Below are 16840 nucleotides of genomic sequence, written 5' to 3' on the forward strand. Positions count from 1 at the left end.
CAATTATGATCGATCCAAAATTTCCTGAATTAACTAATGTTCAGGTAGAAAGGCTTAAGAATTACGGTGAAATAGAATTCTATAAAGAGCCAACGGTCGTTTTGGATTTTGGAGACCGGCATTATGATTTTTTTGTGGTGCTTACTGGCGGAATCAGAATTATAGACCCTGATAAAAAAGATGAAAATATTGCCATTCATACCAGACATCAATTCTCAGGTTCAAGTAGTATTCTTTCACACAGAACCGTTGGGGTTTGCGGTGAAACCTTGGCAAATACACAGCTTATAAGAATTAGTCCTGAAAACCTAAAAAGTGCCATTGCCAAATTCAGTGATATTAGCGATGTACTTCTGAATGCATTTTTATTGCGTGAAGACGCGCTGAAAAACAATGTTCAGGGTATTAAGCTCATTGGTTCTGAACACTCCAATGAAACCTACGCTATCCGTGATTTCATGGATAAGAATGATATTTGGTACAATTTCATTGATTCAGATAAGGAAGACGGATTGGTGCAGCTATTGGAGACTTTCAATTTAAAAGAATCTGATCTACCTGTTTTGATTAATAGTCAAAATGAGATTTCTGTTCGTCCATCCATAGATGAAATTGGTACGTGTACCGGTGTTCGGTTGCAATTGGATGATGATGTTTATGATGTTCTGGTGGTAGGTGCAGGTCCCGCTGGATTGGCTGCTAGTGTTTATGCCGCTTCAGAAGGCTTAAAAGTTTTGACCATAGACAGTAATTCCCCTGGCGGTCAAGCCGGTAAAAGTTCTAAAATTGAGAACTATCTTGGGTTTCCTACCGGAATTTCAGGACGTGACCTTGCGAATAATGGCTATATACAGGCACAAAAATTTGGTTGCACCATATCCGTGCCGCATAGGGTAGAGGGCATAGCGCGCAAAGAAGGTTATTACGAAGTTAATTCTAACAACACATCTATATTAAAGGCTAAAACGGTAATTGCCGCAACAGGTGCCGCGTATAGAAGACTGCCTTTAGAAGGTATTGAAAAATTTGAAGGTTCCGGAGTGTACTACAGCGCCACTTCAATGCATGCCAATATGTGTAAAAACAGCGAAATAGGTATTGTGGGCGGTGGCAACTCCGCAGGTCAGGCGGCATTGTTTTTAGCAAGCCATGCGCATAAAGTATATGTAATTATAAGAAACGAGGATATTGGCGCAAAAATGAGCGACTATCTAGTGCAGCGAATTTTCGCATGTGATAATATTGAAGTTTTAACGGGTAGTAATGTCGTTAAGGTTGACGGCGATACGTATTTGGAAAAGGTAGAAATCAAGCAAAGCGATACTTTAGTCCAAAACAACATTAATTACCTGTTTACATTTGTTGGCGCAAAACCGTGTACGGAGTGGTTAGACAATATTATAGATACGGATGCTAAAGGCTTTGTACATACAGGGCTCACTATTTGCGATAATGCTTTAAATGGCGAATCAGTTTTCAAACATAGAAAACCTTACACTTTTGAAACCAGTTTACCAGGACTTTTTGCCGTTGGGGATGTGCGTTCCGGGTCGGTTAAACGTGTAGCTTCGGCAGTAGGTGAGGGGTCTATTGTAGTTAGTGACATCCATAAATTTTTAGCGCTTGAAACCGAAGCAAAAATTATATAGTACTTTTAAGCCCTATGCCACGTACCATAATCGAAAATATTGTAATTCAAGAATACAAAGACCAAACCTTTTTTGAATTTTGTAAGTATACTACCATCCGGTTTTTTGAGATTGTGTATTTTGAAAAGGGTAGCGGCACCATAAAGATTAATGGGAAAACGGTAAACTATTCGGCTAATAGTATTTTTGTTTTTGTGCCAGATGATATTTATATCGTAAACCCAGAATCGGCGACTACAACTGTAGCTATTAAGTTTTTAAAGAGCTTTTTTAGGGGAGATGCACCGCAAAATGCAAATCTTCCTGTGAACGATTGGTTTCGTAAAATTGAAGGGATTCTAAATAGTGAAAGTCATCAATTACGTGAAATGCGTTTTGAAACCGAATCGGACAAAATACATTTACTTTCATTGATAAAAATGGTGGCGGCAGAAAACGATAAAAAGAAATCATATGACCTGTTTATCATTCAAAATTCACTTTCTGTAATTCTTCACCTTATTGCCCGTAACATTCAGTTTTTAAATGCTGATATGAGTGCCAGAATAGTGGAGTCTTCTAAAATTCAGCAAATCATCAACTTTATTCACGCCAATATTTACAATTCGGAATTGCTGACCACCAAAAACTTGGCAGAGGAGTTTCATATGGCGGACAATTACATCAGTGAATATTTTAAAAAGCATACTGATGTTTCGCTAAAAAAGTACATTCTTAACTACAAATTAAAACTCGTAGAAACCCGATTAAAATATACCGATTTACAGTTTTCTGAAATTGCAATGGAATTAGGTTTTACAGATTCTAGTCACCTTAACAAGACCTTCCAAAGTTATAAGGGGATGACTATTGGTGCTTATAAGGCAAGTATTTCCCAATAAATTACCATTTACCTCTTTTTTTACTAAAAGCCCTTTGTTTTTTACTTATCCAAAGCTTGAGTGCCTAGGTAACTTTGTACTGTATTAATAACAGAACAATAATTAACCAAAAACTCAATACTATGGAATACAAGAATTTTCAAACATTTACGGCAGAACAAAAAGGAGGAATTTTAACAGTGACTATCAATTTTGGTCCTGTAAACGTACAAGGGCAAGAAATGCTTGCAGATTTAAGCAGTCTTTGTTTACGATTAGAGCGCGATAAAAGCGTAAAAGTAGTTGTCTTTGAATCTTCAAATCCAGATTATTGGGTATGTCATTATGATACCAACTTACTTAGAGATATGTCTATGGAAGCGGTACCAAGAAACGAAGTACAGTTATTAGACTTACAAGCTGTATTAGAAAGATTAAGCAATGTACCACAAGCAACTATTGCTAAAATTGAAGGTTTTGCACGTGGTGGCGGACACGAAATGGCATTGGCATTAGATATGCGTTTTGCAGCAAGAGGTAAAGCCAAATTTATGCAAATGGAAGTAGGTATGGGCATTTTACCTTGTGGTGGTGGCGCTTCACGTATGGCAAGACAAACAGGACTTGGAAAAGCACTTGAAATTATTTTGGGTGCAAGAGATTGGGATGCAGACGAAGCTGAAAAGTTCGGAACTATTAACAAAGCATTAGATGCAGATGAAATAGGACCTTATGTAGATGCTTTGGCAGAGCGCATTTCTAAATTTCCGGCAGATTCTATTGCAGCTAGCAAACGTGCGGTATATGCATCCATAGACTTGCCAATTAAAGAGGCATTAAAAGAAGAAGCTTACCAGTTATTTCAGGCTACAAGCAGAACACCAGCCATAAAAAGATTTACCTACGCAGATGAAAATGGCGCTCAGTTTGACCATAACAACCAAAAAAATTGGGAACAAATGGTGATGGATATTCAAGAAGTAAATTAATAACGCTGAGGGCAATACGCTTTACGCCAAACGCACATCACTTTTCAATTCTTGCGAATAGCGAATAAAATAAAGTCTCTGTCCTAAGGCTAGAGATATTTCCACAGATAAATAGATTAAAACAATAAAAAGAAGAAAGATTATGAAAGCAATGCTTATAAACAACTACGGAGAAAACGGAAATTTCGAAGTATCAGAAATAGAAAAACCAACAGTAAAGGCAAATCACGTATTGGTAAAAATAGCGGCATCTAGTGTAAATACTATTGACACTATGATTAAGAATATGGGAACCGATTTACCATTATCACCAGCTGCACCAGCCTTATTGGGAATGGATTTCTCAGGAACTGTAGAGTCGGTTGGAGATGACGTAGAAAGTTTTAAAGTAGGCGATGAAGTATACGGTTGCGCTGGCGGATTAGCCGATTTACCAGGAACCTTAACGGAATATATTGTAGCGGATAGCAACCTTGTAGCGCACAAACCAAAAGGCTTAACAATGCGCGAAACTGCAGCTTTACCATTAGTAGCTATTACAGCTTATGAAGGTTTAACAAGAGCAGGCGTAAAAGCAGGTCAGAAAGTATTGGTGCACGGTGGTTCCGGTGGTGTTGGTCACTTAGCGGTACAATTGGCTAAGTATTTTGAAGCAGAGGTTTTTGCTACAGGTACTGGCGATAATCAAAAAGCTATTGTTGAAAAATTTGGTGCAACTTTTATCGATTTTAAAACTGAAGAAGTAGCCGATTATACTGCCAAATATACTGATGGTGGTTTTGATGTGGTGTTTGATACCGTTGGTGGCGCAAACCTTACCAATTCTATTGAAGCGGTTGCCTTAAACGGGCATATTTCTACTACGGTTTCGTTGTGTGAGTTAGACTTAACACCATTGCATTTTAAAGGAGCATCATTACATGTGGTATTTATGCTAATACCAATGTTGCATAATTTTAAAAGAGAGGAACACGGAAATATTTTAGAGCGTTTGGCTGAAATTTCCAATGAAGGACATTTAACGCCAATAGTAGATGAAAACAAGTTTTCGTTAGAACAAGTTGGTGAGGCTTATGCTCATTTACAAAGCGGAAAAGCTATTGGTAAAATAGTAGTTGAGAACTAAAAACAATAGGGATTTGCAATGTATCTTTATGGTTGATCAATAGTGTTAAATGCCTCTTTTTAGAGGCATTTTTCATTTAAAACATAGTAAAACCTTGTTTTTTACTAAAACCTCCATTTTTACTACCAAAGGAGAACAGCCGGTTGTGCGTAATTTTGTTATAGATAAAAAATACAATAGCAGTAGCTATACTTAAAACATATAATTATGAAAACAATAGAACATACAAATGCACTTGCAGAAGCTCGTGCTTTAGAAGTACCATCAAGAGAATTATCCTTAAGACGCGATCCATCAGTTGCTCAATTTTGGAATGAAAACCGTAAATTGTTAGAAGCTGCTTGGGCAGAATGGGAAATAGAAAACAAAGACGATTTACTAGTTCCTGACGAAACTTTGCTAGACACGCGTTTACGTAAAGCTATTAAAGACGCTTGGGAAAATCCTGAAAAAGAATCTGCTGTTGCCGATTTATGGGAAGAAATTATACCTGGTGTGTATGCTGCACAGTTTTTTGATGTAGACCGCTTAGCAGATTTTCGCAACTATTTAGAAGCTGTTACAAACTCAAGAGTACCAAAACGTGCGCCTTATGGCATACAGTTAAACCGATATGGAATGATGTTAGATCCTCGTTCTGAAGGGCATTTGGCAGCACCTAATTTTCAGGCTTTTTATAATGATATGATGGACCGTTTTATGCGTCCTATAGCACGTTTGTTATTGGGAACTTATGGTTATGACAATCAAACTTTTGGTTTCTCAATTCAGTACAATCCAGATAAAGATAAGGATTTAAACGGACATACAGATGCTTCTGCAGCTACGTTAAATATCAACATTAACTTACCAGATGAAAAGTTTACAGGATCTGAAGTTGATTTTTATGATAAAGCTTCAGGTAAAACGGTACAAGCTGTTTTTGAATCAGGTAAAGCCATCATCCATAGAGGTAATGTACCACACGCAACACACCCAATTACAAGCGGACAACGTAGTAATTTAGTGGTATGGTTATACGGAGACCGTATGCAAATACCACGCGGTAGTACAAGTAGTTATGGAAATAGTAGCAGTGACACCATCAAAGACGTTGCATTAGAAAGCGTTACTGCTCGCCAACGTTGGAGTTTACCTGATGGTCCTAAAGATACCGTTGCACCGTTTTAATTACAGTAAGCGTAGGTTATTATTTAAGACGAAAAGTAAAACATCTCAGGGCAAGCCCATGAGGAATTCAAAGGAAACAAACTTTTAAATTTGTGGCAAGCCTCGGAGTATTTTCCTCTTTGGCGGTGCCAATAAAATTAAAAAATTGGCTATAGTTCTATTGCCAGTTTTCATCTATATAAAAGAATAAAATGAAACATATATTAATAACGGGAAGTACCGACGGTATAGGTAAATTACTTGCCTTGCATTTGGCTAAAGAAGGACACTTTGTAGCCATTCACGGTAGGAGTGATGCTAAATTAGCCGCTACTTTAAAAGAAATAAAACAGCAATCTAACAATGAAAATGTTATAGGCTTTTTAGCGGATTTTTCAGACTTAAATGCAGTGAAAAAAATGGCTGAAGAGGTTGCTGAAAAAATGCCGGTAATTGATGTTTTGGTCAACAATGCAGGTGTTTTTAAAGCTAAAATTGATACTGCTGCGAATGGAGTAGATGTTCGTTTAGTAGTGAATTATTTAGCACCGTATCAATTTACAAATGCGGTATTACCGCTATTGAAAAAAGCAGATGCACCTAGAATAGTAAATCTTAGTTCTGCAGCCCAATCTCCAGTTTCTTTAAATGCATTACAAGGCGGTATTAGTTTAGGAGCTAATGATGCTTATGCACAAAGCAAGCTAGCCTTAACGATGTGGAGTTTTTATTTAGCGAAACAAGAACCATCAATTTCTGTTATAGCAGTAAATCCTGGTTCGCTTCTAGATACTAAAATGGCAAAAGAAGCGTACGGTCAACATTGGTCTCCAGCGGAGAAAGGTGTAGATATTTTGTACGATTTAGCTATGACAGATTCAGCTGAAACAGGTAAGTATTTTGATAATGATAAAGGCAATTATGCACAAGCACACCCAGATGCTTATGACGCTAAAAAGATTGAAGAATTACTTTCATTGACGAATACATTGGTTTAAATAATATGGCTTGTTATTTTTTGATGCTACCTTTGAATTAGGAATAATTTCAAATTTTAACTTTCACTATTAAAAACCAATATATGAAGATTGTAGTTAGATCGTTAATTGTATTTACAGTACTATTAACCGTGATTTCTTGCCGTAATAAGATTGAGGTTAAAGAAACGAAAAACAATCTAAAATTGCGTTTTATAGATGAATATGTTTTGCCAGATGAAACTACATTTGAGAACACTAGAGTAGGGGGATTATCGGGTATTGATTATGCTAATGGTAATTGGTATGCAATTAGCGATGATAGTGATACACCACGATTTTATAGCGCCAATATTTCTTATGACATCAACGGATTTGATTCTATTACTATAAAATCTGTTACTCATTTCAAAGATTCTATTGGCGAAGTGATTCCGAAAGGAATGGTCGACCCTGAATCTATTCGATATGATAATGATTCTTTTATTTGGACAAGTGAAGGAAACATAAAAGATGGATTAAAACCTTTTGTACAAGTTGCAGATTCCAACGGAATATTTTTTAAGGAGTTTACGCTAGCTAAACGTTATTTACCAAATGCAGATGAAAATTTTGGTCCTCACCATAATGGTGTTTTTGAAGGCATAACATTAAGTTTTGATAAAAAAGGATACTGGGTTGCGATGGAATTACCATTGAAAGAAGATGGAGTTGAACCTACTTTAGAAGACACAGATTCACCTGCAAGAATCGCTTTTATAAATAGAGAAACAGGGCATTTTGAAAAGGAAATAGTTTATGAGTTAGATAATATATCAAAGCCAGCTATTAACGGGTCTACGTTTGAATTGAATGGTATTGTAGAGATTCTTGAATATGATACAAATAAGTTTTTTGTTTTAGAACGTTCGTATTCTATGGGTTACGCTGACGGAGGTAATACCGTTAAAATTTACGATGTAAATGCAAGCAAAGGAACCGATGTAAGTAGTATTAATAGTTTAAAAGGTGAGAGCTATACCAAAGTAACAAAGAAGCTTTTATTCAATTTTGAGGATATTAGAAAAGACTTGACTAACGGTATTGTAGATAATATTGAAGGAATCACATTTGGACCTGACTTTGCAAACGGTAATCGCTCTTTAATAGTGGTAGCCGATAATAATTTTAGCCTTTATGGTCCACAACTTAATCAGTTTATACTTTTTGAAGTAGAGAAATAAATACAGAGAATCAATTTTGAACCCCTTTTTATTTCATGATAAGAAGGGGTTCATATTTAACCGAATTTCTATTCCTCAAACAAAAACTCTCCCTTAGTTTCTGCAGCGTGTAATCACTTATGTAATCACAACTGTTTCAGTAAACGACAGCAATTTTATTCGGTTTATTTGAACAGATAAAACTATAGATTCTAATACTATTCAAAAAACACCAAGAAAATATCCGTTTAAAGCTTCAGATTTTCAATAGAAATATAGCATTTACTTTACACTTTTAAAAGCTGAGATTAATTTAGAATTAGTCTCAGCTTTTCTTATATTCTATAATTTCCCAAAAGATTCAAAATAACCTTGGAATTTTAACAAGAAATGAAGTTCTTGCACGATTAAATTTTACTCTAAATAATGGATGATTTAATTACGTTTTCTATTGCTGTTTTTACTGGTTTCTTTGCCATTACAAACCCAATTTCTAACATGACCGTTTTTCTATCTTTAACGCAAGGGGCAGATGAAAAAACCAAGGCTGATATTAATAAAAGAGCCAATATTATCGCGTTTATCATTGTATTGGTATTCGTTCTTTTAGGAAAATATATATTCGAGCTTTTTAATATTAGCATTCCTGCATTTAAAATTACAGGTGGTATCTTAATATTTTATATCGGTTTTGACATGCTGCAATCAAAACAGTCTAATGTAAAGAACATTAAGCATGTAAATATTGATGAAAATATTGCAGTTTCGCCATTGGCCATTCCTATTTTAGCTGGTCCTGGTACTATTGTTACAGCTATGAACTTTGTATCAAGTGCTCAACCTATTCATATAACTATAGTTATTGCGATTTTTGCTTTCATGAGTTTACTAACTTATTTTACCTTTAGACTAAGCAACTTAATCGTTAGGCTAGTGGGCTACAATGTAATTTCGGTAATTGGTAAAATAATGGGTTTAATCATTGCTATTATTGGTACAGGTATGATCATAGAAGGAATAAAAATTTCTTTTAATCTGGTTACCAAACAATAAGCAGCTTTAGCAATCTTTCTTTAACTTACTGAAATATGAAAAAAGTTCTTGTCTTATTTGCTCATCCTAAGTACGAAAAATCTCGAGCGAATATGGTTTTAGTAAATCATATAAAAAATAAAGAGGGCGTTACTTTTCATGATTTATATGAAGAGTATCCGGATTTTCATATAGATGTACCTTTAGAGAAAAAATTGTTAAAAGAGCATGATGTTATTATATGGCATCACCCAATGTATTGGTACAGTTGTCCGCCGTTATTAAAACAATGGATAGATATGGTGCTGGAGTTCAATTGGGCGTATGGACCTAACGGTAGAGCATTATCCTCTAAAGTTTGCTTAAACGCTATTACCACAGGGGGTAGCAAAGATTTATATTGTACCCAAGGAATCAACAGCTATACCATAACAGAGTTTTTAAGACCTTTTGAACAAACTGCTAATTTATGTTTAATGAACTATCACAAACCTTTTACTGTGATGGGAACATATAAGTTAACAGATGATGAACTAGAGGTTTATGGAGCGCAATACAGTTCATTTATAGACGAACTACAATCTTAATATTAGTATTTTAAATACCTAAGTAATGTCTACATAGTAGCGTTACAAATAAACTAACCACTATGACCGGCAGCTTATTATTTGATGCAATTGTTTTCCTGTTAGGCGCAATCATTTGTGTTTCTATTGCGAAAAAATTAGGACTTAGTTCTGTTATCGGCTACCTAATGGCAGGTGTTATTATCGGGCCCTATGTACTAGGTTTTATTGGTGAGGAAGGTCAAGATATTCTTCATTTTGCTGAGTTTGGTGTAGTAGTAATGTTATTCTTAATAGGACTGGAAATTGAGCCCAAGAATTTCTGGAATATGCGGAAGACTATTGCTGGTTTAGGCGGGCTACAGGTTGGAGCAACCATGGCGTTATCCTACCTCTTTTTTATACTATTAGATTTTGATTGGAAAGTGTCTTTGGTAATTTCTATGGCAGTAGCACTATCATCTACCGCAATTGCCATGCAGACTATAAAAGAGAAAGGGTTAATGGATACTACCTTTGGAAATTCTGCCTTTTCTATACTATTATTCCAAGATATCATCGTCATTTTTATGTTAGGTGCCATTCCGTTACTTTCAAATACAGATGCGGTGGCAAATACCGAAACCCATGAGGCAAGCAGCAATCTCTTAGATGGTTTACCTATGGGTTACCAAACACTCGCAATTATAGTATCAGTGGCATTAATTATTGGTGCAGGCCAGTATTTAATAGTACCAATGTTAAGAAAAGTTGCACAGACAGGGGTACGAGAACTATTAATAGCATCTGCACTATTAATAGTATTCAGTATTTCTTTTTTAATGGAATATGTAGGACTATCGCCTGCTTTAGGAGCTTTCTTAGGTGGGGTAGTGCTATCTAATAGCGAATATAAACATGAGCTAGAAAGTACCTTAGAGCCCTTTAAAAATCTACTATTAGGGTTGTTTTTTATTGCCGTTGGGGCATCAATCAACTTTGTAGTTATTGCCAAAATGCCATTGACCATTGGCGGAATATTAATTGCCGTAATATTAATTAAAGCATTGGTTCTATTTGCTATAGGTACGGTGTTTAAAATGAAACTTGATCAGAAACTATTATTAACCTTTGGCTTGGCACAAATTGGTGAATTTGCCTTCGTACTACTTTCGTTTGCATTTGAATTGAATATTCTAGAACAAGAACAGATGGATATTTTATTGGTAATTACTGCATTAACAATGTCGCTAACACCAATTATAAGTATCATAAACGAAAGATTAATTCTTCCAAGAATAGGAACTAAAGAATCCATAAAACGACCTATGGATCATATCGCCAAATCGCAGAATGTTATTTTAGTTGGGTTTGGGCATTTTGGAAGTACCGTTGGTCGCTTTCTAAGGTCTCATGGTATTGAAGCTACTATTCTAGATCAAGATTCTAACCGCGTTGACTTTCTTCGTAAAATGGGGTTTGAGGTCTATTACGGTGACGCCACACGAATAGATTTATTAGAATCTGCAGGTATTGCACAGGCTAAAATTTTAATATGTGCTATTGACAACCCTAGTGTTACCAAAGAAATTACAAAAATGGTAAAAGAAAAATACCCGCATGTTGAGCTCATGATCAGAGCGCAAAATAGAAATGATGCTTACGAATTATTGAATATGGGTATGGAGAATATTTACCGTGAATCTTTAGATACTTCACTTTCGTTAGCAAAAGATGTTTTGAGCAAGCTTGGTTTTAGAAAATATACCTTAAACCAACAGGTACAGAATTTCATTAAATATGATGAAACAAGTTTAAGAAAATTGGCTGCAGAACCTAAGCAAGGTGAAAATTATATATTTAAGGTCAGAAAAGAATTAGAGGAGCAAGAGAGATTACTTAACGAAGATTTTAAAAGAGGTATTGTAGAATACGATAATCATTGGGATAGTGAGTCTATAAGAAAAGTATTAGAAGACCAACAAAAGGACAATCCATCATAAAGTAATACTCAATTTTTCATTTGCTCAAAACAGTGGGTTTTATACTTCTATAAAATTCAAAGATTCGTAGATAGAATTCCCCTATTGGTCTATTTCTACTTCATTTGTGGGTTTTCAAATTAAACCACTACAACAATTACATGTCTAAGTATTGAACGTAATAATAAAAGTTTAACCTTTTAAATTTAAAACGATGAAAACAAATACTAAAACATACGTAGTACTAGGTTTATTTTTAGTGGCATTTGCATTGCCAAGTACAGCACAAACACGTAAAAAGACAGCAACAAAAACAACGACTACAAGAACCACAACTGTTACTAAAACTCCCGGTAGAGTTTCAAGTAAAAGAGTTCAATATAGAACACCTACAAAAAAAGTGGTTTCAGTAAGAACTGTTCCTAATAGATCTATTGTAAAGCATAATGGTCAAAATTACTACTACGCTAATAATAGATACTATACGCAATCTCGTGGTAGATATATTGCTATTGCACCAAAAATTGGGTTTAGAATACAAAGCTTACCTCCAAATTATGCAAGGGTTCGTTTCAATAACCATTTGTATTTTAATGTTGGTGGTACCTTCTATGTTGAAGCTAATTCTGGATACGAAGTTGTAGATCCTGAAATTGGTACGGTGGTTAGCGAATTACCTGATGGCTATGAAAAAGTTACTATTGATGGTTTTACCTATTATGAATACTCTAATATACTGTATGAAAAAATACAAGTAAATGGCTCTAGAGCTTATGAAGTTGTTGGGATCATTGACATGGAATAACATATAATTTAGTTTTAAAAATGCAATGGCTTACGAAGAAATTCGTAAGCCATTTTTTTATTGTATAGTATATAACATGATATTGGTTAGGTTTCGAAAAAACGGAATTACTTACTTTTACAAAGGTTACCAGAATACATTTCTGAATCCGCTAAACCTTTTAAAATGCCTTCAATTAATCAATTTATTATAGTTTTTACACTCCTATTTATAGGTCCTGTTGGTTTTTTAAACAAAGATGTAGAGCCCATAAAAAACACATTTTACTTTGACATTATACATAAAGACAATGTAATTGGTAGTTTAAAGGCTTCAAAGACTATTAAAGAATCTAAAGTTCATTACCAAAGTGTAACTACTATAAACACTAGGGTCATCAAAGAAATAGATGTAAATTATTTGTACAATGTCACCTATGAAAATAACAAATTAAAAAGGGCAAATGTTCTTATAGATGTTAATGATAAACCCTATGCCGACATTCTTACCAATTGGGAAATAGATTATTACCAAGTTTCAAAAAATGATAAAAATGAGTTAGTGGTAGAAGAAGATATCAAGTATGCTACCATATTGCTATATTTTGATGAACCAATAAATATAAAACGGTGCTATTCTGAACAGGATGGAAGTTTTAATACGATTATACCTTTAGGCAATCATTCATATAAAAAGATAAATGCTAAAAACAATGAGAATATTTATCACTATAAAAATGGATTTTTGGAAAAAGCGGAAATCAATGGAGGAGTGATAAAATTTGACATTGTTGCTCAAAAATGATTATTTTAAAGCGTAATAAGAACATTAATTATGATAAATACTGGATTAGTACTATCAGGCGGAGGTATTAGGGGTGTAGCTCATATTGGAGTAATCAAAGCCTTAGAAGAACACGGTATTTACGCAACTCATATATCTGGTACAAGTGCCGGTGCTATAGTTGGTGCCTTATATGCCGGCGGAGTAAAATGGGAAGATATTTTAGAGTTCTTTAAAGTAATTCCTATTTTTCATGCCAATAGATTCGCTCGTAATAAACCCGGATTTTTAGACACTGAGAAGTTTTACGATGAGTTTAAAAAATTCTTTCCAATAGATTCATTTGAATCATTACCTAAAGAACTATTTATTACGGCTACTGATATTATTAAAGGTGAATTAAAGATTTTTGACAAAGGAGAATTAATAAAACCTGTGCTTGCTTCTGCAACCTTCCCTGGGGTTTTTTCACCCATTAATATAAATGGATCTTACTATGTAGATGGTGGTGTCTTGAACAATTTTCCTATTGAGCCTTTGAAGCTATCATGCGATAAAATAATTGGTAGTTATGTTAACGCACTAAAGGCTATTAAAATAAAGGATTTAAAACATTCTTATAATGTATTGGAAAGAGCCTACAAAATAAAATCTGCCTCTGAATCTATTGCCAAATTTTCAGAATGTGAACTGATTATATCACCCGAAGAGCTCTGCGAATATGCCACATTTGATATGCGATCTATTGATGCCATTTTTGAAATTGGCTATAATAGCACAATTAATGCCTTAAAGAAACAGGGGCATTCAAAGTAATAAGAAGGCTTACTTTATATCTTCACATGACTAGCGCGTTCCATGAAATAATCTTCAAAACGTTCTAACTTAGGATGCATTTTCTCTGAATATATCACATACTGACATTTCATAATACTCTGCGCAACCGTAATCATTGCTGTATAGTCTGATTTTTGGATTAAAAAATCACCATCATCAATACTACATATTTTTAATTGTGAGGTACTTACACCATTTAATAAAAACAATTTGTGAAGGGTAGTAGGTGTAGTAATCAATATATCTATGCCTTCAAATATTTCTGATTTTTGAATATCAATATGCAGCTCTTTATAACTTGCATACACTCGTAATGAACAGTACTTAGTATACCTTAAAAATTCTTCGTAAAGTTCTAATACTTTTTCTTTGTTCTGAACTACAACAACAGCTCTAGGTGCATTACCTTCTGCCTTACATTTTAATTTTTGTAAGGTCGTCAAAATCAAGGTCGTTGATTTACCACTGCCTATTGGTGCCGTACAATATACGTTTGCACCACTTTTAATAATTGGAATACTTTTCTTCTGAAATGCTGTTGGCTCTTCTATAGAAAATTCTTCTAAAGTTTCAAGTATGTATGGGTTCAGTTTTTTAAAAGACATAATATGTTTTATAAAATTCTACGTTTGTTAAGAATATATAATTTTGCAAAGATACAGCCTACCAACGGGCTAGCCCTATTATAGCACTCTATTTTCTTATAACAAGAAAGCAAGACAATTTCTATGAATAAAGTATAAGAAAAACGCCAAGCATAATACCCGCTAGCGGTACAAGCTTTTTACGCTTATTCTGTTCCTTGAAGATGAAACCGCCGACGACTACAGCAATCAATATTTGGCTCCGCTTGATAGCAGATAGTAGCATAATCAATGCATCTGGATCTTGTAGTGCTTTAAAATAGAAGTAGTCTGCTGTTTGCAATAAAATCCCCACCATTGGTATCGTCCATCTCCATTTAAAAGTACCCTTTAAATTAGGGTTAGTAGATCGTGTAATAAGAACGACCAACCCAATGATCAACATTGTATAAGTACAAAACCAAAATTGAAGGGTAGGAGGGTTCAACGCTAAACTTTGTATCAAAAACTTATCGTACAAACCACTTGAAGCTCCTAAAAAGGTTGCGCCTATAATAGCATATATCCACTTATTATTCTTAAAGTTTATACCTTCTTTTTTTCCGATTTTAGAATATAGAAAAACAGAAAATATGATTAAAAAGAAACCGATCCACTGCAGAAAATTGGGGCGTTCTTGATAGATTAAAATCGCACCAATAAAGGTGAAAAATGGACCAGCAGAACGTATTGGTGTTACAATAGTAATTGGCAAGTGTTTCAAAGCTTGATATGCCAATACCCACGACGAAGCCATAATCATAGATTTGATGAAAATGAAGCCGTGTGTCTTCAATGAAATATCTGACACAAATAAACCAATTGCTTCTAATTCTTCAGGATAATACTTAGACCCAAAAAAGAGCGGCAAAAACAATAAGAAACCGGTTATTAAAGTACCCAACAGTACAGAAAAGGCATCATTGCCTTGTACCGCATGTTTCTTACATAAGTTGTGTAATCCTAAAAAGAGTGCTGCTATAAGTCCGAGGTACATCCACATAATGCGCGCGAAGATATTGGTTTTTGACTGTTCTGACTTAAAGAATTTAAAATCAAATGCCCTTTATAATTGGCTATGCCAAATAAAAAAAGGGCTGTCTAAATTAAGACAACCCTTTTTTAAATTTATTAAACTTTGATTAGTAAGCCATTTTCACAATCTTCTGTGCATCTTCTGGCATTAAAGCTTGACGCTCACCTAATTTCCATCCGCGGTCTGTAAAACGTTTAGCGATTTCTTCAGCCGTACCTTCATAATCTTTGGTATAATCAGACAACTTGGTGTCAATACCTAATTCGTGAAAGAATGCCTCGGTTTTTTCTATTGCAGCGTAAGCCTTATCGTCGATGCTACCTTGGGTAATATTCCAAACACGTTCACCGTATTGCGCTAGTTTTTCTTTCTTAGCTTCGAAATTATACTTATAATGACTTGGTGCAATCACTGCTAAGGTACGTGCATGATCTATACCGAATAATGCTGTTAGCTCATGACCCATCATATGTACTGCCCAGTCACCCGGAACTCCTTTTTGAATTAGTCCGTTTAATGCCATAGTACAACTCCACATAAAATCTGCAGCTGGTTTATAGTCCGTTGGATCTTTTAATACTTTTGGTGCCACTTCAATTAGCGTTTGCAAAATACTTTCTGCAAATCTGTCTTGTAACAATGCATCTATTGGGTATGTCATGTATTGTTCTAATACATGTGTAAAAGCATCCGTAATTCCGTTTGCTAATTGACGCTGAGGAATTGAACTAATAACTTGAGGGTCTAGAATAGAGAACTCTGGAAACAAGCCTGGTCCGCCCATTGCTAGTTTCTCTTTTGTTTCCGCTCTTGTGATTACTGCTCCTGAATTCATTTCTGAACCTGTTGCAGGTAAAGTTAAAACGGTACCAAAAGGCATTCCTTTTTTTGTTCTAATGTTTTTCGTTAAAATATCCCAAGGGGTAGCTCCGTCATATACTGCTGCGGCTGACAAGAATTTTGTTCCGTCTATAACAGAACCACCACCAACAGCTAATAAATAGGTAATTTTTTCATCTTTAATAAGCTGTAAAGCTTCCAACAAGATTGCGTACTCAGGGTTGGCTGGTATACCACCAAATTCAACGACCTCTATGCCTGACAATGCAGTCATAACTTGATCGTAGATTCCGTTTTTCTTAATACTACCGCCACCGTATAGCATAAGTACTTTAGCATCTTCAGGTATTTCTTGATTTAATTTATCTATCGTATCCTTACCAAAAATAATTTTAGTAGGATTCTTAAATTCAAAATTGTTCATTT

Annotated in this window: 16 protein-coding genes; 13 read left to right on the forward strand and 3 right to left on the reverse strand. The window is 34.9% G+C overall.

Annotated elements, in window-relative coordinates; genetic code table 11:
* The first annotated feature begins 5 nt into the window (after window positions 1–5).
* From BUC31_RS20635 to BUC31_RS11730, 13 genes are all read left to right on the forward strand, one after another.
* Window positions 6–1649, forward strand: coding sequence for an FAD-dependent oxidoreductase (locus BUC31_RS20635; protein ID WP_084135021.1), 1644 nt, complete (start codon window positions 6–8; stop codon window positions 1647–1649).
* Window positions 1650–1663: 14 nt separating this feature from the next.
* On the forward strand, window positions 1664–2530 hold the full coding sequence (locus BUC31_RS11675) for an AraC family transcriptional regulator (RefSeq protein WP_073244389.1): 867 nt from the start codon (window positions 1664–1666) through the stop codon (window positions 2528–2530).
* A 122-nt stretch (window positions 2531–2652) separates the two neighbouring features.
* Window positions 2653–3498, forward strand: coding sequence for an enoyl-CoA hydratase/isomerase family protein (locus BUC31_RS11680; protein WP_073244391.1), 846 nt, complete (start codon window positions 2653–2655; stop codon window positions 3496–3498).
* 142 nt (window positions 3499–3640) lie between these two features.
* Complete coding sequence (locus BUC31_RS11685; protein WP_073244393.1) at window positions 3641–4624, forward strand: zinc-dependent alcohol dehydrogenase family protein; 984 nt, start codon at window positions 3641–3643, stop codon at window positions 4622–4624.
* A gap of 207 nt (window positions 4625–4831) precedes the next feature.
* Window positions 4832–5794, forward strand: a complete 963-nt coding sequence (locus BUC31_RS11690; RefSeq protein ID WP_073244395.1) for a 2OG-Fe(II) oxygenase — start codon at window positions 4832–4834, stop codon at window positions 5792–5794.
* Window positions 5795–5985: 191 nt separating this feature from the next.
* Window positions 5986–6771, forward strand: a complete 786-nt coding sequence (locus tag BUC31_RS11695; protein WP_073244397.1) for an SDR family NAD(P)-dependent oxidoreductase — start codon at window positions 5986–5988, stop codon at window positions 6769–6771.
* 83 nt (window positions 6772–6854) lie between these two features.
* Complete coding sequence (locus BUC31_RS11700; RefSeq protein WP_084135022.1) at window positions 6855–7973, forward strand: esterase-like activity of phytase family protein; 1119 nt, start codon at window positions 6855–6857, stop codon at window positions 7971–7973.
* 405 nt (window positions 7974–8378) lie between these two features.
* Entirely contained in the window at window positions 8379–9005 is a 627-nt protein-coding gene (locus tag BUC31_RS11705) for a MarC family protein (RefSeq protein WP_073244399.1), read from the forward strand.
* A gap of 35 nt (window positions 9006–9040) precedes the next feature.
* The gene (locus BUC31_RS11710) at window positions 9041–9571 is read left to right on the forward strand and encodes an NAD(P)H-dependent oxidoreductase (RefSeq protein WP_073244401.1); all 531 of its coding nucleotides are present in this window, start codon (window positions 9041–9043) and stop codon (window positions 9569–9571) included.
* A gap of 62 nt (window positions 9572–9633) precedes the next feature.
* Window positions 9634–11532 carry a monovalent cation:proton antiporter-2 (CPA2) family protein gene (locus BUC31_RS11715; protein ID WP_073244403.1) on the forward strand — a complete coding sequence of 633 codons (1899 nt, stop codon included), beginning with the start codon at window positions 9634–9636 and terminating at the stop codon, window positions 11530–11532.
* Between the two features lie 193 nt (window positions 11533–11725).
* Complete coding sequence (locus tag BUC31_RS11720; protein ID WP_073244405.1) at window positions 11726–12316, forward strand: DUF6515 family protein; 591 nt, start codon at window positions 11726–11728, stop codon at window positions 12314–12316.
* Window positions 12317–12481: 165 nt separating this feature from the next.
* Entirely contained in the window at window positions 12482–13099 is a 618-nt protein-coding gene (locus tag BUC31_RS11725; protein WP_244534043.1) for a DUF6134 family protein, read from the forward strand.
* A 30-nt stretch (window positions 13100–13129) separates the two neighbouring features.
* The gene (locus BUC31_RS11730; protein ID WP_073244407.1) at window positions 13130–13894 is read left to right on the forward strand and encodes a patatin-like phospholipase family protein; all 765 of its coding nucleotides are present in this window, start codon (window positions 13130–13132) and stop codon (window positions 13892–13894) included.
* 14 nt (window positions 13895–13908) lie between these two features.
* Here BUC31_RS11730 and BUC31_RS11735 read toward each other — a convergent pair whose 3' ends face one another.
* The 3 genes from BUC31_RS11735 to BUC31_RS11745 form a co-directional block, all read right to left on the reverse strand.
* Complete coding sequence (locus tag BUC31_RS11735; protein ID WP_073244408.1) at window positions 13909–14520, reverse strand: DEAD/DEAH box helicase; 612 nt, start codon at window positions 14518–14520, stop codon at window positions 13909–13911.
* A gap of 121 nt (window positions 14521–14641) precedes the next feature.
* Window positions 14642–15541, reverse strand: a complete 900-nt coding sequence (locus BUC31_RS11740; RefSeq protein ID WP_073244409.1) for an EamA family transporter — start codon at window positions 15539–15541, stop codon at window positions 14642–14644.
* A 139-nt stretch (window positions 15542–15680) separates the two neighbouring features.
* Window positions 15681–16838, reverse strand: a complete 1158-nt coding sequence (locus BUC31_RS11745) for an iron-containing alcohol dehydrogenase (RefSeq protein ID WP_073244411.1) — start codon at window positions 16836–16838, stop codon at window positions 15681–15683.
* Window positions 16839–16840: the final 2 nt, after the last annotated feature.

The sequence above is a fragment of the Maribacter aquivivus genome, assembly GCF_900142175.1.
GTDB lineage: Bacteria > Bacteroidota > Bacteroidia > Flavobacteriales > Flavobacteriaceae > Maribacter > Maribacter aquivivus.

Bases quoted from the DNA above. Each gene is read 5' to 3' on its own strand.
- BUC31_RS20635 (WP_084135021.1), top strand. From the start codon at position 6: ATGATCGATCCAAAATTTCCTGAATTAACTAATGTTCAGGTAGAAAGG.
- BUC31_RS11675 (WP_073244389.1), top strand. From the start codon at position 1,664: ATGCCACGTACCATAATCGAAAATATTGTAATTCAAGAATACAAAGAC.
- BUC31_RS11680 (WP_073244391.1), top strand. From the start codon at position 2,653: ATGGAATACAAGAATTTTCAAACATTTACGGCAGAACAAAAAGGAGGA.
- BUC31_RS11685 (WP_073244393.1), top strand. From the start codon at position 3,641: ATGAAAGCAATGCTTATAAACAACTACGGAGAAAACGGAAATTTCGAA.
- BUC31_RS11690 (WP_073244395.1), top strand. From the start codon at position 4,832: ATGAAAACAATAGAACATACAAATGCACTTGCAGAAGCTCGTGCTTTA.
- BUC31_RS11695 (WP_073244397.1), top strand. From the start codon at position 5,986: ATGAAACATATATTAATAACGGGAAGTACCGACGGTATAGGTAAATTA.
- BUC31_RS11700 (WP_084135022.1), top strand. From the start codon at position 6,855: ATGAAGATTGTAGTTAGATCGTTAATTGTATTTACAGTACTATTAACC.
- BUC31_RS11705 (WP_073244399.1), top strand. From the start codon at position 8,379: ATGGATGATTTAATTACGTTTTCTATTGCTGTTTTTACTGGTTTCTTT.
- BUC31_RS11710 (WP_073244401.1), top strand. From the start codon at position 9,041: ATGAAAAAAGTTCTTGTCTTATTTGCTCATCCTAAGTACGAAAAATCT.
- BUC31_RS11715 (WP_073244403.1), top strand. From the start codon at position 9,634: ATGACCGGCAGCTTATTATTTGATGCAATTGTTTTCCTGTTAGGCGCA.
- BUC31_RS11720 (WP_073244405.1), top strand. From the start codon at position 11,726: ATGAAAACAAATACTAAAACATACGTAGTACTAGGTTTATTTTTAGTG.
- BUC31_RS11725 (WP_244534043.1), top strand. From the start codon at position 12,482: ATGCCTTCAATTAATCAATTTATTATAGTTTTTACACTCCTATTTATA.
- BUC31_RS11730 (WP_073244407.1), top strand. From the start codon at position 13,130: ATGATAAATACTGGATTAGTACTATCAGGCGGAGGTATTAGGGGTGTA.
- BUC31_RS11735 (WP_073244408.1), bottom strand. From the start codon at position 14,520: ATGTCTTTTAAAAAACTGAACCCATACATACTTGAAACTTTAGAAGAA.
- BUC31_RS11740 (WP_073244409.1), bottom strand. From the start codon at position 15,541: ATGTGGATGTACCTCGGACTTATAGCAGCACTCTTTTTAGGATTACAC.
- BUC31_RS11745 (WP_073244411.1), bottom strand. From the start codon at position 16,838: ATGAACAATTTTGAATTTAAGAATCCTACTAAAATTATTTTTGGTAAG.